Source organism: Flavihumibacter rivuli (assembly GCF_018595685.2).
Taxonomy (GTDB): domain Bacteria; phylum Bacteroidota; class Bacteroidia; order Chitinophagales; family Chitinophagaceae; genus Flavihumibacter; species Flavihumibacter rivuli.
On sequence record NZ_CP092334.1, the window covers coordinates 1,256,668 to 1,282,208 of the forward strand.

19 protein-coding genes and 1 tRNA gene are annotated in these 25,541 nt (G+C 49.6%); 11 read left to right on the forward strand and 9 right to left on the reverse strand.

Annotation, left to right across the window (positions count from 1 at the left end; genetic code table 11):
* The first annotated feature begins 178 nt into the window (after positions 1-178).
* Entirely contained in the window at positions 179-928 is a 750-nt protein-coding gene (locus tag KJS94_RS05595; protein WP_214446329.1) for a DeoR/GlpR family DNA-binding transcription regulator, read from the forward strand.
* A 72-nt stretch (positions 929-1,000) separates the two neighbouring features.
* Here the strand turns inward: KJS94_RS05595 and KJS94_RS05600 are convergent, their stop codons facing one another.
* Positions 1,001-2,239 (reverse strand): nucleoside recognition domain-containing protein, encoded by a 1,239-nt coding sequence (locus tag KJS94_RS05600; RefSeq protein ID WP_214446330.1) that lies wholly within the window; start codon positions 2,237-2,239, stop codon positions 1,001-1,003.
* Positions 2,240-2,444: 205 nt separating this feature from the next.
* Between KJS94_RS05600 and ychF the strand changes: the two genes are divergently transcribed.
* Positions 2,445-3,545 (forward strand): redox-regulated ATPase YchF, encoded by a 1,101-nt coding sequence (gene ychF, locus KJS94_RS05605; protein WP_214446331.1) that lies wholly within the window; start codon positions 2,445-2,447, stop codon positions 3,543-3,545.
* A gap of 93 nt (positions 3,546-3,638) precedes the next feature.
* On the opposite strand, the gene KJS94_RS05610 is transcribed toward ychF, so the two are convergent.
* Together KJS94_RS05610 and KJS94_RS05615 are read right to left on the reverse strand one after the other, a co-directional pair.
* A complete protein-coding gene (locus KJS94_RS05610) occupies positions 3,639-4,727 on the reverse strand; it encodes a fasciclin domain-containing protein (protein ID WP_214446332.1) in 1,089 nt (362 codons plus the stop codon).
* A gap of 42 nt (positions 4,728-4,769) precedes the next feature.
* Positions 4,770-7,505, reverse strand: coding sequence for a TonB-dependent receptor (locus tag KJS94_RS05615; protein WP_214446333.1), 2,736 nt, complete (start codon positions 7,503-7,505; stop codon positions 4,770-4,772).
* A 136-nt stretch (positions 7,506-7,641) separates the two neighbouring features.
* Between KJS94_RS05615 and KJS94_RS05620 the strand changes: the two genes are divergently transcribed.
* The 6 genes from KJS94_RS05620 to KJS94_RS05645 all read left to right on the forward strand — a co-directional run bounded on the left by KJS94_RS05620 (position 7,642) and on the right by KJS94_RS05645 (position 11,972).
* Complete coding sequence (locus KJS94_RS05620; protein ID WP_214446334.1) at positions 7,642-8,568, forward strand: phosphoribosylaminoimidazolesuccinocarboxamide synthase; 927 nt, start codon at positions 7,642-7,644, stop codon at positions 8,566-8,568.
* 411 nt (positions 8,569-8,979) lie between these two features.
* Positions 8,980-9,414: an abscisic acid-deficient protein Aba4 family protein gene (locus KJS94_RS05625; protein ID WP_214446335.1), complete on the forward strand. Its 435-nt coding sequence runs from the start codon at positions 8,980-8,982 to the stop codon at positions 9,412-9,414.
* Between the two features lie 6 nt (positions 9,415-9,420).
* A complete protein-coding gene (locus KJS94_RS05630) occupies positions 9,421-10,224 on the forward strand; it encodes a hypothetical protein (protein ID WP_214446336.1) in 804 nt (267 codons plus the stop codon).
* Between the two features lie 9 nt (positions 10,225-10,233).
* On the forward strand, positions 10,234-11,238 hold the full coding sequence (locus tag KJS94_RS05635; RefSeq protein WP_214446337.1) for a WD40/YVTN/BNR-like repeat-containing protein: 1,005 nt from the start codon (positions 10,234-10,236) through the stop codon (positions 11,236-11,238).
* A 98-nt stretch (positions 11,239-11,336) separates the two neighbouring features.
* Positions 11,337-11,876 (forward strand): Fe-S protein assembly co-chaperone HscB, encoded by a 540-nt coding sequence (gene hscB / locus KJS94_RS05640; protein WP_214446338.1) that lies wholly within the window; start codon positions 11,337-11,339, stop codon positions 11,874-11,876.
* Positions 11,877-11,888: 12 nt separating this feature from the next.
* Positions 11,889-11,972 (forward strand) — tRNA-Leu (locus tag KJS94_RS05645).
* Positions 11,973-12,193: 221 nt separating this feature from the next.
* Here KJS94_RS05645 and KJS94_RS05650 read toward each other — a convergent pair.
* On the reverse strand, positions 12,194-13,150 hold the full coding sequence (locus tag KJS94_RS05650) for a D-2-hydroxyacid dehydrogenase (protein WP_214446339.1): 957 nt from the start codon (positions 13,148-13,150) through the stop codon (positions 12,194-12,196).
* Positions 13,151-13,459: 309 nt separating this feature from the next.
* Positions 13,460-14,545, reverse strand: a complete 1,086-nt coding sequence (locus tag KJS94_RS05655; RefSeq protein ID WP_214446340.1) for a serine hydrolase domain-containing protein — start codon at positions 14,543-14,545, stop codon at positions 13,460-13,462.
* Positions 14,546-14,841: 296 nt separating this feature from the next.
* Between KJS94_RS05655 and KJS94_RS05660 the strand changes: the two genes are divergently transcribed.
* The 3 genes from KJS94_RS05660 to KJS94_RS05670 all read left to right on the forward strand — a co-directional run bounded on the left by KJS94_RS05660 (position 14,842) and on the right by KJS94_RS05670 (position 19,551).
* Positions 14,842-16,653 carry a thiamine pyrophosphate-binding protein gene (locus KJS94_RS05660; RefSeq protein WP_214446341.1) on the forward strand — a complete coding sequence of 604 codons (1,812 nt, stop codon included), beginning with the start codon at positions 14,842-14,844 and terminating at the stop codon, positions 16,651-16,653.
* Between the two features lie 167 nt (positions 16,654-16,820).
* Positions 16,821-18,557, forward strand: coding sequence for a flavin monoamine oxidase family protein (locus KJS94_RS05665; protein ID WP_214446342.1), 1,737 nt, complete (start codon positions 16,821-16,823; stop codon positions 18,555-18,557).
* Positions 18,547-19,551 carry a beta-ketoacyl-[acyl-carrier-protein] synthase family protein gene (locus KJS94_RS05670; protein ID WP_214446343.1) on the forward strand — a complete coding sequence of 335 codons (1,005 nt, stop codon included), beginning with the start codon at positions 18,547-18,549 and terminating at the stop codon, positions 19,549-19,551. The genes KJS94_RS05665 and KJS94_RS05670 overlap by 11 nt, the downstream gene beginning before the upstream one ends.
* A gap of 19 nt (positions 19,552-19,570) precedes the next feature.
* On the opposite strand, the gene KJS94_RS05675 is transcribed toward KJS94_RS05670, so the two are convergent.
* The 4 genes from KJS94_RS05675 to KJS94_RS05690 all read right to left on the reverse strand — a co-directional run bounded on the left by KJS94_RS05675 (position 19,571) and on the right by KJS94_RS05690 (position 25,538).
* Positions 19,571-23,539 (reverse strand): AAA and adenylate/guanylate cyclase domain-containing protein, encoded by a 3,969-nt coding sequence (locus tag KJS94_RS05675; protein WP_214446344.1) that lies wholly within the window; start codon positions 23,537-23,539, stop codon positions 19,571-19,573.
* 193 nt (positions 23,540-23,732) lie between these two features.
* Positions 23,733-24,578: a VOC family protein gene (locus tag KJS94_RS05680; protein ID WP_214446345.1), complete on the reverse strand. Its 846-nt coding sequence runs from the start codon at positions 24,576-24,578 to the stop codon at positions 23,733-23,735.
* Positions 24,579-24,595: 17 nt separating this feature from the next.
* Positions 24,596-25,015, reverse strand: a complete 420-nt coding sequence (locus KJS94_RS05685) for an SRPBCC domain-containing protein (protein WP_214446346.1) — start codon at positions 25,013-25,015, stop codon at positions 24,596-24,598.
* Between the two features lie 85 nt (positions 25,016-25,100).
* Positions 25,101-25,538, reverse strand: coding sequence for an SRPBCC domain-containing protein (locus tag KJS94_RS05690; protein ID WP_214446347.1), 438 nt, complete (start codon positions 25,536-25,538; stop codon positions 25,101-25,103).
* Between the last annotated feature and the right edge of the window lie 3 nt (positions 25,539-25,541).

Consider the following 25,541-nt stretch of genomic DNA (forward strand, 5'->3'; position numbering starts at 1 on the left):
AAGGCTGCCTGTTTATGCAGGCAGCTTTTTTATTTCTATCGGGCCTGAATTGGATTTCAAACATTCCAAAGAAAAATCTAGATAAATAACGCAAAAAACCGCATTTTTCATTATTTTCATAACATTAGGCCGAAAGGCTTGCCATATTTACCATCCTAAAAAGCGACCTCAACTAACTATGCTAAAGAAGGAAAGACAGGCCTATATTCTGCACAAGGTCAACCTGCACAACAAGGTTCTTTCTGCACAACTATGCGAGGAGATCAATGTTTCAGAAGACACGATCCGTCGCGACCTGCAGGAACTTGCAGACCAGGGCAAACTCATCAAGGTACATGGCGGGGCATTATCCCATTCATTCAGCCAGGTGAACTTCACTTCCAGCCAGGTGTACTCACTGGAGAACAAAGTAAGTATCGCCCGCAAAGCTGCTTCGCTGATCAAGGACGGCATGTTTGTATTGACCAGTGGCGGCACCACTATCATGGAACTCGCCAAGGCCCTTCCACCGGGACTAAAGGCGACTTTCATTTCCGGCAGCATCCCAACCGTGCTGGAATACATGAACCACCCCAATATTGATGTCATCGTGATCGGCGATAAGGTTTCGAAGAGTTCACGCATCACTGTCGGGGCGGAAGCGATCAACCAGATCAAGCGCATCAAGGCTGACCTTTGTTTCCTGGGCATCAATGCCATTGACCTCAAACATGGTGTTACCGATAATGACTGGGAAGTCGTGATGATCAAACGCGCCATGATAGAATCCTCCCAAAAAGTGATCGGCCTCACCATCGCCGAGAAAATGGACACCTTCCAGCCCCTGCACATCTGCGACCTGAAGGAAGTGGATATGCTGATCACCGAACTCAATCCCAGGGACGAACGCCTGCTCCCCTACCACCAGGCGGGCATCCAGATCCTCTAAACTTGTCAAAAAAATTAAAAAAGGCAGCCCGTTCCAGGGACTGCCTTTTTTCGTTTATGCAAGTACGTTAGGTCAATGGAAAAAGATATAGGCGATGAAGACAGCTGCGATCACCCCGATGATATCGGCGATCAAACCGGCCCAGATAGCATAGCGCACTTTCTTGATGCCCACACTGCCGAAATACAAGGCTATTATATAAAAAGTGGTATCGGCAGAACCCTGGAATATACTGGCCGCCAATCCGGGAAAACTATCGGGTCCCAGCGCAGGGTTCTTGAAAACATCCAGCATCATCCCCCTTGCGCCACTGCCACTGAATGGCTTCATGATGGCCACTGGCAAGGCAGGAACGAAATCAGTGTTAAAGCCCATAGCCTGGATCAGCCAGGCCATACCATCGGTTACATACCCCAGGGCCCCGGAATCGCGGAACACCCGGATCGCCACCAACATACCCACCAGGTAGGGAATGATCTTCAGCACCACATCGAAACCTCCCTTTGCCCCTTCAATAAAGGCATCAAATACATTCACTTTCTTCCACACACCTCCAACTATAATAAGCACTACCAGGACAAACAATAATAAGTTCCCTACTACCTTGGAAAACACTTCCTTTTGCGCTGCATCCAGGCTGTTGACATAGAACATCATGAGGCCAATGGCGGCAATGGTTCCCAATAAACCACCGATCAATACCATATCCCAACGCAACCTCTGCCAGATGCCTACCACCACGATACTGGCGAGGGTGGTCATCAGGGTACCCAATACACAGGGGATAAAAATAGCGGCGGGTTGCGCACTGTTGGTAGATATCCTGTAGGCAATGATGGAAAGGGGGATCAGGGTCAAGCCTGAGGTGTGCAACACCAGGAACATGATCTGCGCGTTGGTCGCCTTATCCTTATCGGGGTTAAGGCTCTGTAAACTCTCCATGGCCTTCAACCCAAAGGGGGTAGCGGCATTGTCCAACCCCAGCATATTGGCAGAAAAATTCATCACCATCTGCCCCATCGCCGGGTGGCCATCCGGCACTTCAGGGAAGATCCGCTTCATGAAGGGATTGAGGTAACGGGCCAGGAAACGGATGGCACCTGCCTTTTCAGCAATATTCATCAAGCCCAGGAAGAAGACCATAGTACCTGCCAGGGGTAGGGCTACATCCATCACGGAAGATTTGGCGGAATCGAAGATCCCGTCTGCCAGTTTCTTGAATATCTCCACATCCCCGAAGAAGACAAGTTTGATCAGGGCGATCGCAAAAGCGATCAGGAAGAAAGCGATCCAGACAATATTCAGTGCCATGGTATGGGTTTTTCATCAGTGGGGACAGGCGTTCCTGATTAAACATCCACCCCCTTAAGGCTTGATTTATAACGGGTTTGAAGATAATGGATAAGTTGCAAACCGCAAGGTTCAATTGCCTTATCTTTGCGGCGCTTTTTGGGCTTCGACCCAAGCCGGGCATTAGCTGTCTGGCATTAATTTTTGAATCAACAATTATCAATAGATGGGATTACAAGCAGGTATCGTAGGACTTCCAAACGTGGGTAAATCAACCCTGTTCAATGCAGTTAGCACCAGCGCCAAGGCACAGGCCAGCAACTATCGTTTCTGTACCATTGAACCGAATGTTGGACTGGTAGATGTACCGGATGAGCGACTCTATAAACTGTCTGAACTGGTAAAGCCTAACCGGATCGTTCCTACCCAGATCGAGATCGTGGATATTGCCGGTCTCGTGAAAGGAGCCAGTAAGGGTGAAGGCCTGGGCAATAAGTTCCTGGCCAATATCCGCGAAGTGGATGCTATTGTTCATGTGATCCGTTGCTTCGAAGACGAGAACATCCTGCGTGAGGAAGGCGCTATCAACCCTGTTAGCGACAAAGGGATCATTGATACCGAATTGCAGTTGAAGGACCTGGAAAGTGTGGAGAAGAAATTGCAGCGTGCAGAAAAGATGGCCAAGACCGGCGATGCCAAGACCAAGGCGGAGCTGGAAGTCCTGAAACGCTGTTATGCCCACCTGGAAGCCGGAAAGAATATCAGGGAACTCCATCTCGATAAGGAAGAACGCTCTGCCATTGCCGATCTCTTCCTCCTGACCGAAAAACCTGTTCTCTATGTTGCCAATGTGGATGAAGCCTCCATGCACACCGGCAACAAGTATTCTGAAGCCCTGAAGGCAGCAGTAGCTGCAGAGAATGCAGAAGTGATCGTCATGAACAATTCCATTGAACAGCAGATCGCCGAAATGGAAGACCCTGCCGATAAGGAACTTTTCATGGATGAGTACAAGATGACCGAGCCGGCCCTGAACAAGCTGATCCGCGCCACTTATAAGCTCCTGAACCTGCAGACCTATTTCACTGCTGGTGTCCAGGAAGTACGTGCCTGGACCATCCATGAAGGCTGGAAAGCCCCCCAGGCTGCCAGTGTAATCCACACGGATTTCGAGAAAGGTTTCATCAAGGCAGAAGTGATCGCCTATGCCGACTTCATCCAATATGGCTCAGAAGCAGCCTGCCGCGACGCCGGTAAGTTGCGTATCGAGGGTAAGGAATACATCGTGAAGGATGGTGACGTGATGCATTTCAGGTTTAACGTTTAATAGCGACCTATACCTCATTCATCAAGTCGTAAATATTTCAAAAAAAAAGCCGCTCCATGAAGCGGCTTTTTTTTTCAAGTATCGAAAACATTATTAAAGAGAAGGCAGTAATACCTGGTCGATCTTGTGGAATACACCATTCACACAGTTCCTGTCAGCACCAATGATCTTAGAAAAGGTTGGGTTGACAAAGCCCTTAACACCCTGGGTAGCATCAACTACCAATGGTGGCGCAGGTGAAGCAAATCCACTCAGCAGTGATTTTACTTGTGTTGGGGTGGCAGGAAGGTTCACCGAGAATACCCTTGCAAACTTGATCTTTGATGGATTCAAAGGGAAAGTCACATCTGCCACATGCACATGGTAGGCCAATATACCTTGTACGGTTTGTATAGGTAAAGCACCGATGGAAGTAATGTCTGTAGGCAGATTGAGGAATGCCAGCAAATTCCTGAACGCATTATTGTCCGGTGCAAATACCGTGAAGTTCACCAACGGATTAGACAGGTATTGCGCAAACTTGGAACCATCAGGCAAACCCTGGTCAGCCCTGGCGATAGCTGCCATCAGGTAGCTCAAAGTTGTGTCCCTTGCAATAGTATCCGCCAACACCCTGGATGGAGGGGCAATCAATGCAAATGGGGTATGGATCACACCATTTGCCGCGATCTTATCTGCCGCCTTGATCGGGATATTATTTGCGAATGCCACATTTCCCCTCCTGGAAGGGAAAATGGACAACTTGAACAACGGCTGCGTTGGGTCAGGCTGAAGGAAAGTGGGCATCTGCACATTCGGGAATGATTCCGGGATATTCGCTGCCGGTACCGCCTGGGGAACCAGATGGTAACTCAGTATCGCAGCCAATTGTGCAGCCGGCAACGCATTGATCACGCCGGAACTGATCCCTGAAAGCGCCATGGCATCATTATCCGGTGCAAACAGGGTCAGCTTACTATCCCTCTTGGCCAGGATCGGTCCAACCCCAGCCTTGGCCACTGCCTGTTTCAACAGGGAATAGTTGGGATCGGTATCAATGATCTCGGCAATGGTTTGCCCGGAGGGTGGTGTAACCGGGGCGATATCTTCAACTTCCGGTACTTTATTACAGGCGGCCAGCATACTCATCGCTCCCGCAATGATCAGTCCGCTTCTTGAAAATTTCTTTATGATGGATAACATAAATGCTTTTTTGATTTTCCTGAATAGGTTGTCGATCAATTATTAAAACACGTTATAACCAAAGCCTACATAGTACAGGCCACCTACCATCGGGTTACCCATGGCATTGTAGTAGTACTGGTTCAGCAGGTTGTTAGCGCCGATCTTGATCAGTGACCTCATCTTAGGCAGTTTGTAACTAACCTGGGCATCTACCGTGTGGATCTCCGGAACGGTACCGTTCGCGAAATCACTCTCGTAGAAGAACTCCTTCTGCCACTTGTAAGTTGCAGCAAAACCTAAACGCTTGTCCTTACCGAAACCGGAATTGGCAATGGTCAGGTTGGTACGGTATTCAGGTGTATTGAAGAAGGACACATACCCTTCCGGAACCTCGCTCAGCTTATCAGAAGAAACGTTGAAGGATGCAACGAAGTTCTTGTAGAAGCGATAATCCACACTAAGGCCGAATCCATAGGTCTTCACCTTGTCTTCCAGGTTAACAGGAATAGAATAGATACTGCGCTTGGTAGGATCTGCAAGGTCCGCAGGGTTACCGGTGGTAGCCTGCATGATCAGGGTACGGGCCAGGAAGTCCTGGTAAGTTCCCCAGTATCCGTAAGCATCTAGTAAAACCTTACCGCCGGCTAACAGGCTCTTATAACCGATCTCGAAGGTCTGCACGGCTTCAGGCTTGAACTCGGTGAACTCATAAGGAGTAGGCACTTGTCCTGCACTGGTTGGTACAGTAAATACAGGGTTCTTATCAAAATTATAGAAGGTCCTGAAGGCATCCACACCACCGATCAGGCGGACATTGGAACCAATAGCCAGGTTGATCCACTGTTGCTGGGTAGAGGGGAAACGGTAGGCGGTCTGGTAAGACAAACGGAAGTTGTGGTTCTTGGCAGCCTGGATAACCGCAGTAGCCCTTGGGGTAAAGCGGCCCTTGAAGTTCTCGTTCTTATCGTAGCGACCAGAAACAGAGAGTTTCAACACATCTCCGAAGAACTTACGGGTAGCCTGGATATAGGCACCATATTCAGTGATCGAGATCGGACCGGTTGAATCGGCGAACAAGGTACCTTCTGAGTTCAGGTTGTAGATCTTGTAATTACCACCAACAAGGATGTCGGCAACATTTCCGGTCAGGTAGGAAAGGTTGTACTGGCCTTCGATATTATACAGGTCGGTCTTGTCAACGAACAGGCCACCACCTTCTGAAATGGGCTTGCTCCTCACGGCATCAAAGAGTTTCCTGAACTGCTCTGAACCGGCAGCAGGGCGACCCTGATCGGCAATAGCGCGCGCGGCGGCATGGGCTTCTGCTTCTGTCCTTCCGTTCAGCAGGTTCGCCAGGAACGCCTGGCCATATTGGGAATACCAGGTAGCAGAAGGCTTCCAGGCTTCATTGAACAAACGGGTGGTAACAGTAGCGTTGTAGGACTGGCCAGCATTCTCCTGGGTAGTATAACCGCGGATATACCAGTTCTTATGGTTAAGTTCCAGCTTGTACTGACCCATCTTCAGGTCGCGCAGGGAATAGCGCTCGGATCCGGTATAAACAGTATTACCAGTACCCCAGTTGGCTGCAAAAACAGCTTCCAGTTTCTCCGTAAGCTTGTAGTGCATGGCACCACCCAGCTTGAAGTTAACGGTATTGGGATCAACGATCTCCTTTTCAGTGTAACCGGTACGGGAAACATTGATCACGCGGTTCCTACCAAGGGTGGTAATATATGGATCCAGCCAATAAGCCTGTTGGCCAATGGGGATCAGCACATTCTTCATCAGGTCAATAGTGGTTTCATCACCATACACGTTGACACCGTCGTAGTTGGGATCGGTAGCGCGTGTACCGGGAATAACCTGGCCATTGGTACCCAAACGGGCATAGTTGCGGTAGTCTGCACCCAGCCAGTCCTGTGCATGGATGAATTCACCGGTGATCTTATAGGCAAAGCGCTCCCCTACTTTCTGGGCCCAGCGTACAGCCCAGTTATGGTAAGCAGAGGCATCGCGGTAGCGACCGTCCGTATGCATCATACCAGCCTTTACCTGGAAGGAAAGACCATTGTAGCGGAAGGGGTTCTTACTGTTGATCAGCAAGGTACCATTCATACCGCCCGGACCATACAGCGCTGAAGAGGCGCCGGGCAGCAATTCCATATTATCAACATCCAGCTCGTTCAGGCCAACGATGGATCCCACGGAGAAGTTCAAACCGGGGGCCTGGTTGTCCATACCATCCACGATCTGGTTAAAACGGGTGTTACCACTACCGTTGAAACCACGGGTACTGGGTGTTTTAAACGTTAAAGAGGCAGTGGTCATGTCCACCCCTTTCAGGTTGGCAACGATATCATAGTAACCAGCCGCAGGCGCAGTAACGATGGCCTGGCGGTTCACCCGCTCAATGGAAACGGGGGACTCCAGGATCCTTTCCGGAACCCGGCTGGCAGATACCACCACTTCTGTACCCAATTGGGAAGAGGGGGCAAAACTTACATTGATGGACTGGTCGGCATTGGCCACGTTCAACTCCTGGGTCTCAAAACCAATTGAGGTGAATACCAGGGTGAAGGGGGGCTTTTGGTTGGTAGTTAGGCTGAAATTTCCTTTATCATCGGTAAATGTACCAATATTGGTACCCTTGATGGTAACGGAGACGGCTGGCACAGCATCCTGACTCTGACTGTTCTTCACGTTTCCTTTAACGGTAACGGCTTGGGAATAGGCAGCAATCGAGAAGAATACGGCCAACAGCATGCAAGCAATTTTGCTGTAGCTTTTTCTCATATCGACAGTTTTAGTTGAATTCGTTGGCAAAATAAGGATTTCAAACATCTGGCAAATTTTTTTTAGTTGCAGCGTTCGCCTAATTTTTCCGCGCCTAAAAATTGGGCAATGACCTGAGTCATAATACCTTCGCATTATGGCACAATTTCAATTCCCCGGACAGACTGCTTTTTATAAAGGAAAGGTTCGTGATGTCTATACCATCAGTGATAAATGGCTGGTCATGGTAGCATCCGACCGCATCTCTGCTTTTGATGTGATCCTACCAGAGCATATTCCATATAAAGGACAAGTGCTGAACCAGATCGCTGCATACATGCTGCAGGCGACCAGTGACATCTGCCCGAACTGGCTTAACAAGGTTCCGGCACCAAATGTTTCCATTGGCCAGAAATGTGTTCCGTTCAAGATCGAAATGGTGGTGAGGGGCAACCTTACCGGCCATGCCTGGCGAACCTACGCCAGCGGCAAACGGGAACTCTGCGGGGTTGCCCTGCCCGAGGGAATGAAGGAAAACGACTTCTTCCCTACCCCCATTATCACCCCTTCTACCAAGGCAGCCGAAGGCCATGATGAAGATATTTCTAAGGAAGAGATCATCAAACAGGGCCTGGCCAGCGCAGCAGACTGGGCTAAACTGGAAGAATATACGCTGAAATTATTCGCCCGCGGAAAAGAGATCGCGGCCAGGCAGGGGCTGATCCTGGTGGACACCAAGTATGAATTCGGTAAGATCGGCGACACCATCTACCTGATGGATGAGATCCATACGCCCGACTCCTCCCGTTATTTCTATGCCGATGGCTTCGAAGAACGCCAGGCAAAGGGAGAAAAGCAGAAACAGCTCAGCAAGGAGTTCGTGAGGGAATGGCTGATCGCCAATAATTTCATGGGCAAGGAAGGCCAGACCGTTCCACACATGAGCCCGGAATGGATCGATACCATCAGCAAACGCTATATTGAACTTTATGAGCAGGTGATCGGCCAGTCCTTCCAACCCCAACGCCTGAGCGAAGAAGAAACCTATGAAAGGGTGGTGAAGGCATTGGAAGAACTGGGATAAGGGCACCACCATCACCCCATCAGGGTCTCCTGAAAGGGCTACGGTGTACCCACATCTTCACCTCATCAGGGTCTCCCGCAGGGGACCCTGATGAATGTAGGATGGAGATCAATCGGGGACTCTCGAAGAGAAGTCCTTTGTGGTGATAATATGTAATAGCCTCCGTCGCCCCCGTTTTGTCTTATGACCAACGGGTAGTTGAAGGATTAGCTTAACTGTTGGATGCATTAATATTTCGCCTTTTATACATCGGGGTCCCCTTCGGGAGACCCCGCTGGGGGTAAGAACTGGGATAAGGGCACCACCATCACTCCATCAGGGTCTCCTGAAAGGGACCCTGATGAATAGCAATGAACTCCTTTCCTATCAGGCATTCATGATTTATTAGTAGATTGTAGAAACAATCACCCCATGAACCCGGATACGCTCTTCCAGCTCAGTAGCACACTGGCCCTGTTGGGTTGGGTACTTCTGCTCATCTTCCACAAGACCCTTTGGATCGGCAAGGTCCTGATCGGCACCATCATCACCCTCTTTGCTATTCTTTATACCTGGCTGATCGCTTCCAACCTTTCCAGCTTCCAATCGGACAGTTTCAATTCCCTCGACAATATCGCCAACCTTTTCCATGACCGGTCCGCCCTGCTGGCCGGCTGGATCCACTACCTGGCCTTCGACCTGCTTACCGGTGTATTCATTGTCACCAATGCCCGCAAGCATGGCATCGGATTCTGGCCCCTGCTACCCTGCCTCTTTTTCACCTTCATGCTGGGCCCATTTGGCTTATTGCTTTACCTGTTGCTGCGCTGGTTCCAGACCAGGCAATATTTTGCTGACATTGAATAATACTACATGACCAACCTGACAGAAGCCGGCCTCCCGACATGGAAAGTATTCCTGGTCAAACTACAGAGCAGGAACCCCCTGTTGTACCGTTTCGGATGGTTAACATTCGCAGGTGCATTCATTTGCGCCTTGCTCTCACTGTCAACCACAACCGAAGTGATGGGCATCAATTCCTTTATCAAACCCTTCAAATTTTTCCTATCGATCAGCATCCTTTCCTTCACCCAGGCATGGCTGCTAGTTTACCTTGAAGACCAGGCTGCTGTTAAAAGATATAGCAAAATATTGGTCATCACGATGGTCATTGAACTGGTGATCATCACCGGCCAGGCCGCCAGGGGAAGGATATCCCATTTCAACCAAAGCTCATATTTCGATGGTGCGCTGTTCACTATTATGGGCATTAGTATACTGGTCTTTACCCTTTGGACAGCGTCTATCTGCTGGCGCTTCTTCCGGCAAAAACAATTCCCCTTATGGATGAGCGAAGGTTATATCTGGGGAATAAGGCTGGGCTTATTGTTCTTTGTCATCTTTGCCTTTGAGGGAGGACAGATGGCAGCGATTCTTCACCATAGCATGCCAGGACCTGATGGTGGCCCGGGACTACCGGTGCTGAACTGGAGCACCAGCTCAGGCGATCTCAGGGTACCGCATTTCTTTGGCATGCATTCCCTGCAGTTGCTGCCGGTGCTGGGCTACTATTTCTTCCCGAGGAAGACCTCCCTTTTCATTATCGCCATTACCTGGCTCCTGTTTGTATTGCTCTTGTACTGGCAGGCCATCAAAGGTTTCCCGCTCATTCCCTAACTTTCACCCATGAATAACCGAATTTTTGGATGGTGGCTCCTGCTGCTCCTGGCCAGTATGCCCGCCATGGCCCAACGCATCATTGAACTGGAAGGCAAGCCCGGTATCAGCATCCGTGGCATGAGCGTGGTGAATGACCGTATCGCCTGGGTCAGCGGCAGTAAAGGCACTATTGGCAGGACATCGAATGGAGGCAAGACCTGGACATTCTTGACCGTTAAGGGATATGAGAACCGCGACTTCCGCGATATAGAAGCTTTCGATATTGCCACCGCTGTGATCATGGCCATAGATGAACCCGCCCTGATCCTGCGCACCCATGATGGCGGTGCCAGCTGGCAACCTGTTTACCAGAACCCCAACAAAGGCATGTTCCTGGATGCCATGCAATTCCGTAACAAAAAAGACGGCATCGTTTTGGGTGACCCCATCAACGGTAAATTCTTCCTGGCCTCCACACATGATGGGGGCCGCTCCTGGCAGGATCTCCCCGCAACAGTATTACCCCAGGCCGATTCCGGCGAAGCCTGCTTTGCCGCCAGTGGCACCAATATCAGGATGCTCCAACACGACCAATTCCAATTCATCACCGGTGGCCTGAAGTCACGGGTATTCCTTGATAACAGGGTCATTGACCTGCCACTATTGCAAGGCCAAACCACCACAGGCGCCAATTCTATTGCGGTACGCAGCAAGAACAAATGGATAGTGGTGGGTGGCGACTTTGCCAGGGACACCCTTCAACAAGGCAATGCAGCCCTCACAAGGGATGGAGGCAAGACCTGGACCAGTCCACGGTCAGGACCGTTTGGCTATCGCTCCTGCGTGATCTATGCCGGCAGGAAGAAACTGGTGGCCTGCGGTACCAGCGGAGTGGACATCTCCCTTGACGGGGGACGGACCTGGCAAAACATCAGCAAGACCGGTTACCATGTGGTGCAGCAGGCAAAGGATGGCAAGGCCATCTACCTGGCCGGTGGCAACGGGCGATTGGCCAAACTGAGCTGGAAATAATATCAACCGATCAAACCTATACGGGGAAGACACGAATCACGCTTTAACGGATCATTATTGACAGAGGCCCTAACTTTGCGGCTCTGTCCTTAACGCATATGATGAATTATTTTGAACTCTATAGTATACCCGTTTCCTTCCAGCCGGATCAGAACCTGGTCAAACAGCAGTTTTACAGGCTGAGCCGGCAGTACCATCCCGACTTCTATACCCAGGCCAGTGCAGAAGAGCAGGCCGAGGTATTGGATAAATCCGCCGCTGTGAACAAGGCCTACCGGACCTTTATGGACGCCGATGCCACCATCCAGTATGTGCTGGAATGGAAAGGACTGGTGGAGCCGGAAGAAAAATACCAACTCGACCCAATGTTCCTGGCGGAGGTGATGGATATCAACGAGGCCCTGATGGAACTGGAAATGGACCCCGACCCTGCCGGACTGGAAAAGGCAGGGATTATGACCCAAAACCTATTAAATGAAGTATATGAGCATGTGGAGCCGATTCTGGCAGATTATCAGGAAGGTGTTACTACCGAAAAAGAGCTGTTGCAAGTGAAGGACTATTATTACAAGAAAAAATATTTGCAGCGAATTTTGGACAAGATAGACTCAACCCGTAATATTGCATCCCCAAACTAAGCGGCAACGCTGGCCCAGATGGCGGAATTGGTAGACGCGCTAGACTCAAAATCTGGTTCTCGCAAGGGAGTGCAGGTTCGATTCCTGTTCTGGGCACAAAAAACCCTGGTAGCAACAGTTACCAGGGTTTTATATTTTACACCTTTTGTGCTGAAACAACTTCACCTCAACCAATATTCTTCGAGCATACATTTCATCCTATAAATCAGGTATGTCCCTCACACTTTATATGACATAGTCCCAAAACAGGGTTGAACCAACCAGGAATTTGAACAACTGAAATCATACAAGAATCTTCATGAGCCAAGGAATCATGACTACACGATCCTATTCCGCTCCCTGCCTTCGAGAAAGGCCCTCACATTCTCCACCGTCTCCGCCATCAGCCGGCCCCTCGATTCAAGGGATGCCCAGGCAATATGGGGAGTGATCAAACAGTTGGCTATGCCCCACAAAACATGATCGGGAGCAGGCGGCTCTGTACCCAATACATCCAAACCCGCGCCGGCGATCCAGCCCTCTTTCAGGGCCCTGGCCAGGTCTTCTTCTACCACCAATGGCCCACGGGAAGTATTGATCAGAAAGGCAGAAGGCTTCATCATACGCAGGTGGGATTCATTCACTATTCCCTGCGTTTCAGCAGTCAGCGGGCAATGCAGGCTCACTACATCTGCAGTGCTGAACAGTTCCGACAAAGCTACCCATTTAAAGTTGGGTCGATGCGATTGATCAGATTGGGTGCGGCTATAGGCCATCACCTGCATGCCGAAAGCGGATGCTACATCGGCCACCTTGCTGCCAATATCTCCAAATCCAATAATACCCATGGTCTTACTGGCCAGTTCCACCAGGGGAAAGTCCCAGAATGAAAAATCCGCCGACCTCGACCATTTCCCGGCATGCACGGCATCACTATGGCGTTGTACATGATGGGTAAGTTCCAGCAGTAAAGCAAAGGTGACCTGCACTACCGAGGCCGTACTATAGCCCCTGACATTACTTACCCTGATGCCTAAACGCTGTGCTGCTTCTATATCCACGATGTTGTATCCCGTTGCCAGCACACTGATGAACTTCAACTGAGGCAATTGTTCCAACACTGTAGCAGGCAAAGGCGTCTTATTGGTGAGGATAACTTCAGCATCCTTTGCCCTTTCCACTACCAGGTTTATGGGTGTACGATCATAAATGTCCAGGTTGCCCAATTGCTCCAGGGCCGTCCATTGTAAATCACCCGGGTTAAGGGTATACCCATCCAGGACTACTATCCGCATGCGTCTGATTTTCGGAGGAATTTAGGGAATATCTTAAAGATAACCGTACTGGTGCATCAGGTGATCATTTCACTTAAATAACAAAATTTTTTGTGGCTGCATTTTACAATGCTGAATGCAATTGGTTTTCCGATGATAAATGATGTTTGGCGATACCAGGTTGACCTGCCTGAACTTAATCCTTCAGGATGTCAATTTAGCGGGAAATTCTTCAAGCTACTCAGTACGTTCCGGGAATGAAGCCTTGAAATAAACGAACAGCTATTTATTTGCCTAAGCAGCAATCTTCACCAGTTTCAACGTCATACTTCATGAAAACTTTTTAAGAACAATACCATCCACCTTATCCAGCAATCGTTCATCCCTGATCCCGGTCCGGTTGAACATGATAGCAGAAGCGATTTTACTGGCAGGGTAATACCGCATTTCGCAATAATAGCCCCCGCCGCCGCCGGCATGGGTATAGTATTCCCGTCCTTCAAGGCTACCGATGAACCATCCCAATGCCATGGGTATGGACTTGCCATTGGCCAATTGCTGGCGTTCGAATAGAATGTTTTTCATATTGTCATTCAACAATATGGATTGGGGTATCATGAGGGTATTGATAAATGTTACCAATGCCTTGGCATTGGCGACCAATCCGCCATAGGCTTTACCACTTACATAGTAGGGCTTGAACTTCACCCATTGCGGGTGTCCAGATGGCTCCATAAACTTCTTCCGGTCGATCATCCAATACAATAGGGCATTGACCAGGCTGAAGCGTTTCTGATAGCCGGTAGCGTAATGTTTGTAATCATCCACGGTAAAGGAAAGATCTCCAGCAGGTATATTTATCCTGTTCAATATATGTTCGTTGATATAGGCTGTATAGGGCTTTCCAGATACCTGCTCAATGATCTTGCCCAGTAAAAGGTAGTTGATATTGCTATACCTGAAGACCTTTGAAGGGGGATGCGATTGCTTCAAATGTGTCCTTAATATCCCATCAACAAATGCAGTATCATAAAATGGTTCATCATGCAAATGAACCCATCGTAACGGAATGGGATTGGTTATTCCCGTAGTATGGTTCAGCAACGAACGAATCGAAATATGCTGATCGGGACGAAGGAAAGAACAATATTGCGCAGCATTATCATCGATCTGTAATTGTCCTCCTGAAGCCAATTGCATGACCGCTAAGGAGGTAAACAATTTGGTAACTGAACAGGCATTAAAAATCGTATCCCCGGTCAATAGCCGCTTTTCTTCCAGGTTGGCAAAACCACAGGCATATTCCATGATGGGCTCACCGTTCTTCGTCAAGAGGTATTGCAAGCCCGGCGCCTTCCGATCGGCAACCAGTTTCTCCAGGAAAGCAGTCAGGGTTGGCGGCGGTATCTTGGCCATCGGGAAAGGGTTAAGTGGAGTAATCGTCAATGAAGCTACTGATTAATCAGGACTATTGGTATACCCTATCCCTCTTGAATGACCCAGGATAGGGCAAAGTCAATCCAATGTCTTCCATACCGCGTGAAGCCATATAATCCAAACACCAGACTAACTATGACCCCTATCCTATCTTTTTTATTGGGAAACCCAGCCATCCTTAAAAAAAAGCGACATGTTTGATTAATAATGTATATTTAAATACTGCAATATATCTGCAGTATTTACCTGCATTTTCACCTAACCCCTGACTGCTTATGGCGACAACGCCCCCTCCCCCTCCTGCAGGGCCCACTGTGGCCGCCGGCATCCTTCATTACCTTGCCATTGAACAGGTAGACCATGTATTCGGCATACCTGGTGGCGGCTTGGCCAACCTCCTGGTTGCGTTTAAGGATAACCGTGATAAATTCAAATACATTGTCTGCCGCCAGGAAACCGGTGCTGCCTATATTGCCGATGGCTACTACAGGGCCAGCGGCAAGCTCGGGGTGGTGATGGTCACTACGGGACCGGGCGCCACCAATGCCCTCACCGGGGTCATGAATGCCCAGAATGATGGCAGCGCCATGCTGCTGATCACAGGCGAAGTGAATGAAAGCTTTTTTGGCCTGGGATACTTACAGGAAGGCACTGACTCGAAACTTAATATAGATGGCATCTATGCGTCAGCCCTGGGTTTTACGGCGATGGTTACAGCAGGAAGCAACCTGGAAGCCATCCTGAAGCAGGCCCTTCGTGACGCCTTTTCGGTTCCACGCAATGCCGTTCACCTCAGCATCCCGAATGATGTTACGGTCAGCCCCATACCCAGTCCCCATTTTGCCAGTAGTCCAGCCAGCTACCGTGCCGAGCCCAAAGGGGTAGCACTGGAAGAAGTAGAAAACGCCCTTGGCGCCATCACCAATTGCAAGCGCCCATTGATCATGCTCGGTAACGGTTGCCGCCAGGCACTCAGCGATCCCGCAACATTGGCTGCCCTGGTAAAATTCGCCGAGACCTATGCCATACCTGTCATGACCACCGCAGATGGAAAAGGCATCTTCCCGGAATCACATGATCTTTCCCTGAGGGTATATGGCATAGCCAGCTGCGAATGGCCTTATTACTGGCTGAATGCTGCACAGGGCGAGGATCCTTATGATGGCATTATGGTGATCGGGTCATCCCTGGGAGAACTCGCCACCAACAAATGGCTGCCCATGCTTTTACCTGCCAATAATGGCCCCTTCATCCAGGTAGATATGTCGCAAGCAGTGATCGGGCGCTCCTTCCCCGTAACCCATGGTATAGTCGGAGAAGCCGGCGCCTTTATCCGCTCCATGGCCAAACTCATACCGGCCTTTACACCCGATCCGGCACTGGTCAAAACCAGGCAAACCATCCTAGGCGTCATCAAAAAACAGTATAGTCCATTTGTTAGCCCTACCCAGTATAATTCCACCGCTACCCCTGCTGAACCAGCTGCATTGATGAGGGTCTTACAGGAAACCCTTCCGGCAACGCAACCTGCTTTCATTTTCCTGGATGCCGGCAATTGCGTGGGATGGGGTGTCCATTACCTGTCCGTGAGCACGCCCTGGGCCATCCATAGTTCCCTATCCATGGGCCCCATGGGATTTGGTGTCGGCGCGGCACTCGGTGCCAAATTTGCCAACCCCAAGGCTACCTGTATCGGCATTGTAGGCGATGGCGCATTCCTGATGCATGGCGCCGAGGTCTCCACCGCCAGCCAATACCAGCAAGGCGTGATCTGGCTCGTCCTGAATGACAATAACCTGGGAATGGTCAGCCAGGGCCAGGCCAATTTCTTCCCTGATCCTTCAGATCCCAATATCTGGGAAGAACTCTACGAACTGGGAAAACCAGACCTGGCAAAAGTGGCAGAAGGCTATGGGGCTGATGCCTGGAATGTTGATTCCCCCGGGGCATTAGCCGCAATCATGCCCAAGGTCCTGGCCAATGCCAATACACAGAATAAGCCGCAGGTGATCATTGCCCATATCAATTCCGCCAGCGTCCCGCCCTATTACGACCCCAAGTATAATCCACCACCCCCGCCCCATTGATCGCGCAACGCCCCTGGCCAATGGGTAAAAGGACTGAAGATGGATTAAGCAGGGATAATAGGTTGCCTGATCGACCAGCAAAGGCCATGGATGCATTTTATACAAACTAACAGTTATCAATAACCGAAAACTCACTTCCTTCAATCATTACCATCAAAAACTGCTCAATGAAAAAGACAAAAAGCACTACCATCGTTTATGATATAGCCGTCGTTGGCGGAGGTGTTTCAGGTGTTTATACCGCCTGGCGGTTGATGACCGCAAATCCAGCCAGTTCGGCCCTCCTTAAAAAAATGGCCGGCAAGGACGGGAAACTCCGCATCGCACTGTTTGAAGGAAGTGACCGCATCGGCGGAAGGCTGCTATCCGCGCGCCCTCCGGGATTTCCCAATATGGTATGTGAGATAGGCGGGATGCGTTATGTTTCTTCCCAACTACTGGTCTCCAGCCTCGTTGAAAACGAACTCAAGCTGCCCACCCATGAGCAGGTAGTGGACCAACCGATCAATATCGTGTACACCAGGGGAACCAGGTTGCGCAATTACCAATTGTCAGACCCTGGTGTACTACCCTATCAACTTTCAGCCAAAGAAAAGGCCTGGCTCAGCCAGGGCAATACGGCCAGCAACCTTATTGGCTGGGCGGTGGAGCAACTCTTTCCCCAGGTGGCCAAACTAAGCGGGGAGAAACTGGAAAAGTTCCTGCAGCAGGCTACACTCGACGGCACACCCTTGTATGAATATGGCTTCTGGAATATCCTGGCCAAGGTCATGAGCAATGAAGCGTACCAGGTTGCCCGCACCACAGTAGGTTACGATTCCCTGGGCATGAATGCGAATGCTGTTAATTGTATTGCGGAATATTTCAACTTCACCCCTGATGTTAAATACTATCTTTTTAACGAGGGCTATGATAGCGTACCCTGGGCATTACAGCAGAGGTTCGAAGCAGCCGGTGGGGAAGTGATCATGAACACCTGGTTACAAGGTTTTGACGAGATCAAAATGGCAGATGGTTCCCGTGGAGTGGAAATGCAATTTGCAGGAAACAATACCAATTATACCGTGCAGGCCAAAGCCCTGGTATTGGCCATGCCCAAGCGTTCCCTGGAATTACTGGAACAGAAAGGTCCTGTCATGGATCCGCATCGCGCACCGCATGTGAGGTACCTGATGAACGCGGTGGAACCGGTTGACCTCTACAAGATGTTCCTCGCCTATCCCCGTCCATGGTGGGAAAAAGCATTTGTGACCCAGGGAAGGTCCCTTACCGATATTCCGGTTCGCCAATGCTACTATTGGGGGGTGGAAGGCAGGCAAACTGGCGGCGATCCCAATAACACCAATGCCTTGCTAATGGCTTATGATGACATGAGTAGTTCAGAATTCTGGGGAGGAATGAGGAACAGGCCGCTGGGATCGGGCGATGCTGTGCGTTGGACCACACCAGGAAATAAACTGGTAAAGGAATTGATGAGCGGCCCCAGGAACTTTGACCGGAAGAAAATGCCACACGCGCAAAAGGACAAGAACAATGATTGGGGAAAGCGTTTAAGGGAGAACTGGGACAAACATACAGCACCCAAAAAGATGGTGGAAGAGATGCACCGGCAGCTGGGTGTTATCCATAACATCAGTGATGCCCCCGCACCAATGGAAGCGGCTTTCAAAGACTGGTCTGATGACCCCTATGGTGGTGCTGTCCACTTCTGGAACCCTGGCTATAAACCGTGGGAAGTATTACAGGCCATGACCCAACCCGTAAGTGATTTTCCCTGCTTTGTGGTTGGCGAGGCCTATTCCACCAACCAGACCTGGGTAGAAGGCGCCCTCCAGACAGCGGAGATCGTCCTGCAAAAGCATTTCAAATTATTGGCACCTAAATGGCTGAAAAATGGTAAATAATCTTCCACGCATTACCGGTCTTGGCTATGCACTGCCATCCGGGATCAGGAACAATGACGATCCCATTTTTGATTGGCTAAAGAAGAATAACCCAGCTGGCGAAAGCCTTTTCAAGGGATATGCTACCCGTCATGTGCTGGCAGATGATGAGAACCTTATGACCATTATGGTACCAGCTGCAAAGATGGCCATGCAGGATGCCGGCATCCAACCGCAGGATGTTGACCTCCTGATCGGCACGGCATCCGTCAGCCATTTTATCAACCCCAATGCCTTATCCAGGGTACACAAGGAACTTGAATTACCGGAAAGCACCTGGGTGATCCCACTGGATTGTGAGTTCTCCAATTTCAATGCTGCCTTATTTTTTGCCAATGGACTCTTATTGGCTGGAAGTGCCAGGAATATCCTGATCTGTGTAGGGGGAAACTGGACCAGGAATGTGGATTACCATACCCCTCAAGCGGTGAGTGCCGCAGATGGTGCAGGGGCTGCTGTTATGGCCATGAGCAGTGATGCCACGAAATGGACTTTCGTCGACCAGCAAACCATTACGGCTTCAAAATACTATGGCTCCATGTATTCCCTGGGTGAAAAAGTAAGTCTTAATCCCCCTGTGAATGGACATTCTGAACTGTACACCAAACATACCTTTCACATCACCGACGAAGGCATTACCGGCTTTAAGGAGTTCGGGGTGAATACCACGCCTTTAGCCGTTACAGGTTTATTAAAAAAACACCAGTTGACCGGCTCGGATATTTCCCTGATCTCCCACCAGGCCTCATCTGTATTGATGGATCACTGGGCCACTGTGATCCAACCTGCCCAATACATCAATACCATAAAAGACTTTGCCAATATGGCGCCGTCCAATATCCCGGTTAACCTGGCCTGGTCGAAGGAGTTCGACCCGCCGGTGAAGGATTACCTGGTCCTCTTGTCCATAGGACCCGACATGCATGCTAATGCTTCCTTGTATAAGAGAGGGTAGAAACTTTTACAGGCTTCTATCAGCTATATTTTTCCCGGAGGTAATCGATCTTACCGAAAGCTCCCCATTGCCCGTAGGCTTCAATGGCCGCAGGTAGCGCGGTTAAGGTGGACCCGTGTAATTGCTGAATTGCCAGCCGGCATTCCTCCAGTATGGCCCTGTCCTGCAGGAACTCACCTTCAGGGATAACCGAAACTGCCTGGTCAAATCCCTCTTCAGCAATGGCAAGTCCCCTATTTATTCCGGCAGCAAACGCTTCAAGCATCAGGGCTTTATGGAGATAGTTCGCGGGGCATAGCTCCGCCCATCCTTTCAGGATAGCAGTGACACTACCGGCTCTTTCCAATAAGGCCACCCTTTCATGACCCTCTGTTTCTATAGCACCGAACAATGCTGCCAATGCTTCAAATAGCACCAGGTCGATCTCAGCGACCTGCCCCTCAAAAGCCTTGATTAAGGGTTGGGTATTATCTACCCACTGCAGTGCGCCGCGCCAATCACCATAGTGCGCATGAAGCTTTACCCTGGCTACCATATAATAACCGATCTGGTTGCCCAACTGGGTTGAAAAAATGGATGCGAGGTCCTGTTCTTCATTCACCAACTCATCGGTGAATGAGAACCGGCTGATCGTTTTCCCAGCCATTGCCCTGGCGAATTGCATTTCCAGTACCAGGTGAAAAGCGGCGTTCATGACCCTTTTGCCATTGATCAGCATGTGCTTGCGGGAGGTTTCTATGATCGTCTCTAATGGCCTGCCACAGGCGGTCTGGTAAACGACATACCCTGACAAATTAAAACAGGCAAAAAGGATGTCATTTGATGCCATTCCGGCCTCAGCCGCTTCCAGGGCTAAGGGTAGACTGGATGCAAATGGTTTGACCCAATGGTTATGGAACCAGGTATGAACAAATGCCACCCTTGAAAAAAGCGTATGCCCATTCTTCTTATCCAAAGCCAATGCCAGTTCACTCCAGGTATACCCACCGATTCGATCACCGGTCATTCCCCGATGGATGGCAGAATACATGCTGTACACATCTGCAGCATAATGCCCGTTGCCATGCTCAAGGGTCATCCGCAGACAGGTCACTGAGATCAATGCAAACAATTCGATCTGCTGGCTTTGGAAGGCAAATGGTCCAACCCTTAACATCATAAGGATGACCCTTTCGATCCTTGGGTCATCGAGCTGCTTATGGTCAATCAGTTCCATTGGATGGCGGCCTGCCATCAGGGCACCGATAGCACCCATATGCTCACCAATCTTTTGGCCAATGGCAGCCGGGTCCTTCGGCAATTCAACGCCCAGCAACTGGATTCCCTTTAAACCAACTTCAACAGATTCCCTGGCAAAGCCATTACTGAACAGGTGGATCGCCTCCTGTTCCAGGTATTCCGCTCCTTTCAAATGATCACCGGCGCGCTCCCAATGGTAGGCTAACCGTGAAAGGAATGGCCTGAGGTTTTCGCTGAACTGTTCCTCATACCAGATGGCAGTATCCTTGTGAAGGCGTAGCTTTTGTTCTGAAAGGATCATTTCATAGGCAACATCCCTTGTTACGGCGTTGTTGAACATATATCCCTGCGCCCCATCGGCCAACTCCTGCAGTATCAATCCAACCCTGTTGTTTTCCTTAAGGAAGACCGGCACATGGTCCCGTTCCTGTGAAATAGGAAAGACCTTTTGAACAAGGTCTGTAGCAAAACGGATTCCCGTTACACTGGCCACCTTCAATGCCAGTTTTGGCCCCTGGTCAATGGTATCGATCCTTCGCCGAACCATACCATGAATGGTCTCTGGAAAGGTAAGGGTGCCGAGGTCTATGCCAGGAGCCAGTTCACAAACCGAATCAACGACCTGCAAGGCACCATCTTTCACCAGGGCATTGCTCAATTCCAGGCAGAAGAATGGGTTTCCCCGTGATAACATGATGATGGTACCCGAAATATGGGAAGGCACGTCCTCAACCCCGATCGCCGTACGGATCAGTTTTTCCTGGTCAGCTGGAGATAATCCCCCCAGCTTATAATGTATGGCGCCCAGTTCTTTCAATTGCACCAACTCAGAAAACCCCTCAATGGATTGCAAAGCAACAACGGTCATCATCCCATCAATTTGCCCGACAACTTCCTTTAACAGGGTCCAGGAGGTATCATCCAACCATTGCGCATCATCAATGATCACTACAAGTTTCTGGTCCTCCGCTTCCCTTGCCAATAGACTGACCAGTAAGCGCTTTGTTTCTTCTGCCCTTTGGTGGGGAGCCATCGCCCTCACCTGGTCACTTTCGGGAAGGGTAAAGCCAAAGACGCCATTGAGAAGGGCCCCTGAAGATTGATTGCTATCCCCCAGGAATCGTGAAAGATGTTCCTGTTGTTGTGAAAGGTCAGCAATGCCATCCACTCCAGAGAGGGCGGAGAATATTGACCGCCAGGGAAAATAGGGTATGTCTTTTTCAACAGCATCCCCAGCCGTGACCAGCACTTTTATATTTCCTTGTTGGGGAAGATTTTTCCTGAATTCATTCAGCAATTTTGTTTTGCCCAGTCCGCTCTCCCCTTCCATCAATACAGCAACCCTGCCTCCATTCGCCACAGTCTTAAAATGCTGAAGGAGTTCCTGTAATTCCTTTGCCCTGCCAACCACAGGTATATCAAAATGCACACCCGCCTGAACGAGGTTTTGATGATCGACCTCCCAAACCTTAACAAGGTTGGATTGTCCCTTCACCGCCAGCATCAGCGGCTCCCCGAAATGAAATACGCCCGTAGCGCCTTTCATTGTTGCTTCATCACAACAAACTCCCCGCTTGCGCAATTGTGATAAGCGCGCAGCAAGGTTAACCACATCCCCAATCACTGTATATTGCCTGAGCAGGTCATTCCCCAAAATTCCACAAAAAGCTCTCCCTGAAGTAACCCCAATGCTATTGTCAAATCCTTCCCCTTCCAGGACTTCATGGATTTGAATAGCCGTCTTCAAAGCCCGGGCCGGATTATCCTGGTGTACCGCCGGCGGAGGGCCGAACTCGATCAGTAAATTGGCGGCTTTTTCATCAAACCAAACATTACCAAGGATACCCTGGTAACTGGCTATGACAGGAGTAACCTTTCTAACGGCGTCTTGTAACCGAAGATGAGCATCATCCGATTCCGGGGCAAAATCGTGGAGTTGTACAAAAACAATATTGACAGGCCGCAATTCTTCGATCCAACGGAGTCTTTCCACATCAAGGTTGTACGAAAGCGGCCTTGGAATGAAGGGCTCAAGCTTCCTGAGCGCTAATGGCGTCAATGGTCCTTCCTCCGCAACTGGTATGTTGAAATCTTCCACCTGTTGATCCAACACGGCAGCATGTTCAGATAATTTCCTGCATTTTATCCTGCCTTCTATCAATGATTGGGTATTGGCTGAGATCAACACTTCACCAGGCGCCCTTTCTCCTGCAGCCAGACGGAGATCACTCAAAGCCCTTCCCAATATGGCATACAACCATCGGCCATCATTGATGGCCAATTCCATCAGTTGAAAGGGCCCGCTGGCCACCACTACATGCAGAACGAGTGGTTCGCCAAGATCATTAGTACCTTTGGGATTTGAGCTGATCGTCTGTGCACAGGCAAGGGTATGCAGGAGCACTTCCCGGATGTCTGATTTGGAACATGGCCAGGCAGCAAGAACGCCATCACCGGCAAACAACAAAGGCTGTCCACCATATTGCCTTATGGTTTGCAACAGCGGATCATAATGTTGTTTTAATATCCTGGAAAGCACCTCCACGCCGTCCTGGTATTGTTGAAGCAACCTATTGGCCATTGGGGAGAAAGCACATATATCCAGCCACAATAGAACAGCCTGGTCACCGGACAATTCCTCGCCTGGAATTCTTTCAGGTGCCTTCCTGAATCTTTCCCTTAAAAGAACAGGAACAAAGCTACTGATTACCTTTTCCGACTGGTTTTCAGGGAAGGATGGTATTTCCATTCGCACCAGGTTTATGTAGGGTCTAAAGTTTTTTTCAATCCACACCTATTGACCAATAGTCAATGTTGAACCACACAATTAAGAAAAGATACCCATATTTTATACCATAAACAAATTGATTTTTACCAGCCAGAACTCACAATAAGGGGAGTTAATGGAAGTGGATCAAGTAGTGTGCATTGCTAAAACCAATTCAGGCTTCTTCAAGCACCTGTAAATTGATTTTCTTCATACCCATTAAGGCCTTCATCACCCGGTCGGCCTTTGCCCGGTCCGGTCCCCCCATCAACTCAGCGAAGCGCTCCGGCACCACCTGCCAGGAAACCCCAAACTTGTCCTTTAACCACCCGCATTGCTGTTCCATTCCCCCTCCTTCCAGAAGCTTACCCCAGAAGTAATCCACTTCTTCCTGGTCCTTGCAATGGATGAAAAAGGAGAATGCTTCATTGAAGCCAAACTGGTGATCACCAAAACCGTCCATCGCCTTCATCACCGTATCGCCAAGCCGGAATTGCCCATGCATTAATTTTCCTTCCATTTGGGCATGTTGCGGGCCGTAATGAAATAGGCTGCTAACGGAAGATCCCGGGAATATACCGGTATATAACCTGATGGCAGCTTCGCCATTACCATACTGGTTCCCAACAAAGAGCATACAGGGCACGATCTTCTGTCCTACCTGCGCCGGATCTCCCAACATCAGTTGCCAGGATAGTCCAAACTTATCCTGAAGCCAGCCATAACGAGGACTCCAATCGTATTTGTTCAGGGGCATCAATACAGAAGCCCCCTCACTTAATTTATTCCATAGTTCATTCACCTCAGCTTCCGTTGCACAGGTAACGAAAAGGGAAATGGAAGGGTTTAGCTTGAACATGGGACCACCATTCATGGCAATGAAATCCTGGCCACCCAATGAAAAATTGGTGATCATGGGATTGGCCTGCTGCATTCCCGAATCGGGAAAAAGGGAAGTATAGTATGCTGCAGCCTCGGCCGCCTGGCCATCATACCATAGGAAGGGGGTGATCTTTCCCATAAGAAAGGTTTTACAGGTTATGAATGGGCCTCTACATAGGCCTTGAAATTATTCAGGATGGCCTGCCAACCTGCCTGCTGCATTTCCGGGCTATTGGTGGCTTCGGCTTCAAACCTGCCGATCACCCTGGTCATTTCCCCTTCCTGGTGAAAGGAAACCTGTACTTCACGATCATCTTCCATTTGATAGGCCAAATGTTCAAATGGCTCAACAGCCAGGTATTTACCCTTGAAATCAAAACCAAATGAACCATCCCTGGCTTCCATCCGGCTCATGAACCAACCATCTTTTTTCAGGTCGTTCTCGGCATGCGGACAATGCCATTCGGGGGTAGCAAAATTCCAATGGACGATATGGGCCGGGTCGGTGTACATGGACCAAACCTTGCTGACAGGCGCCTGTATCAGGGCCTCGATGGAAAGCACTAGTGGGGACATCTGGATGTTTTAAGGTACCGACAATTTAAGAATTTCCGGCCATAGCCCCTTGGTCAAACCCATTGAATCCATGGTAAATTGCCCATCAGCCCATTTCCTCTGCCCTTTGCTTCAAGGCATTATTGAACCTCACAAAATTATTGCGGGTATCCTCCCCAATGGCATTCATGATGGGACCAACCAACAGTCCGGAAAAATTCTCCCCCTGGGTAAACTTCACTTGTCCATTACCGATAGCCTCAATGTAGAAATAATGGTGGCCATCAAACAACCCCCTGACCCAAAGGCTGCCCAGCCATTCCAATGATTGGTTGGGTTCTGCTTTCAACACAATCGGCCGGAAGGTACGCTCCTTCCCATTGTTGAGCATGGTATTCCTTAGTCTTGAACCTGCTTCTGCCTTACCTTCACTTTTCACAATAAATGGGTTCCATAATGCATACTCGCTGAAGCTGGTGAGTATTTCCCAGACCTTTTCCTTACTGGAATTGATGATGATCTCTGTCCTGATACTTTGTTTCATAAT

Coding starts and splice junctions, on each gene's coding strand:
- KJS94_RS05680 (WP_214446345.1), bottom strand. CDS start 24,578: ATGGGAAAGATCACCCCCTTCCTATGGTATGATGGCCAGGCGGCCGAG.
- KJS94_RS05690 (WP_214446347.1), bottom strand. CDS start 25,538: ATGAAACAAAGTATCAGGACAGAGATCATCATCAATTCCAGTAAGGAA.
- KJS94_RS05620 (WP_214446334.1), top strand. CDS start 7,642: ATGGCACAATTTCAATTCCCCGGACAGACTGCTTTTTATAAAGGAAAG.
- KJS94_RS05670 (WP_214446343.1), top strand. CDS start 18,547: ATGGTAAATAATCTTCCACGCATTACCGGTCTTGGCTATGCACTGCCA.
- KJS94_RS05625 (WP_214446335.1), top strand. CDS start 8,980: ATGAACCCGGATACGCTCTTCCAGCTCAGTAGCACACTGGCCCTGTTG.
- KJS94_RS05600 (WP_214446330.1), bottom strand. CDS start 2,239: ATGGCACTGAATATTGTCTGGATCGCTTTCTTCCTGATCGCTTTTGCG.
- KJS94_RS05655 (WP_214446340.1), bottom strand. CDS start 14,545: ATGGCCAAGATACCGCCGCCAACCCTGACTGCTTTCCTGGAGAAACTG.
- KJS94_RS05630 (WP_214446336.1), top strand. CDS start 9,421: ATGACCAACCTGACAGAAGCCGGCCTCCCGACATGGAAAGTATTCCTG.
- KJS94_RS05610 (WP_214446332.1), bottom strand. CDS start 4,727: ATGTTATCCATCATAAAGAAATTTTCAAGAAGCGGACTGATCATTGCG.
- KJS94_RS05665 (WP_214446342.1), top strand. CDS start 16,821: ATGAAAAAGACAAAAAGCACTACCATCGTTTATGATATAGCCGTCGTT.
- KJS94_RS05685 (WP_214446346.1), bottom strand. CDS start 25,015: ATGTCCCCACTAGTGCTTTCCATCGAGGCCCTGATACAGGCGCCTGTC.
- ychF (WP_214446331.1), top strand. CDS start 2,445: ATGGGATTACAAGCAGGTATCGTAGGACTTCCAAACGTGGGTAAATCA.
- KJS94_RS05615 (WP_214446333.1), bottom strand. CDS start 7,505: ATGAGAAAAAGCTACAGCAAAATTGCTTGCATGCTGTTGGCCGTATTC.
- KJS94_RS05635 (WP_214446337.1), top strand. CDS start 10,234: ATGAATAACCGAATTTTTGGATGGTGGCTCCTGCTGCTCCTGGCCAGT.
- KJS94_RS05675 (WP_214446344.1), bottom strand. CDS start 23,539: ATGGAAATACCATCCTTCCCTGAAAACCAGTCGGAAAAGGTAATCAGT.
- KJS94_RS05650 (WP_214446339.1), bottom strand. CDS start 13,150: ATGCGGATAGTAGTCCTGGATGGGTATACCCTTAACCCGGGTGATTTA.
- KJS94_RS05660 (WP_214446341.1), top strand. CDS start 14,842: ATGGCGACAACGCCCCCTCCCCCTCCTGCAGGGCCCACTGTGGCCGCC.
- KJS94_RS05595 (WP_214446329.1), top strand. CDS start 179: ATGCTAAAGAAGGAAAGACAGGCCTATATTCTGCACAAGGTCAACCTG.
- hscB (WP_214446338.1), top strand. CDS start 11,337: ATGATGAATTATTTTGAACTCTATAGTATACCCGTTTCCTTCCAGCCG.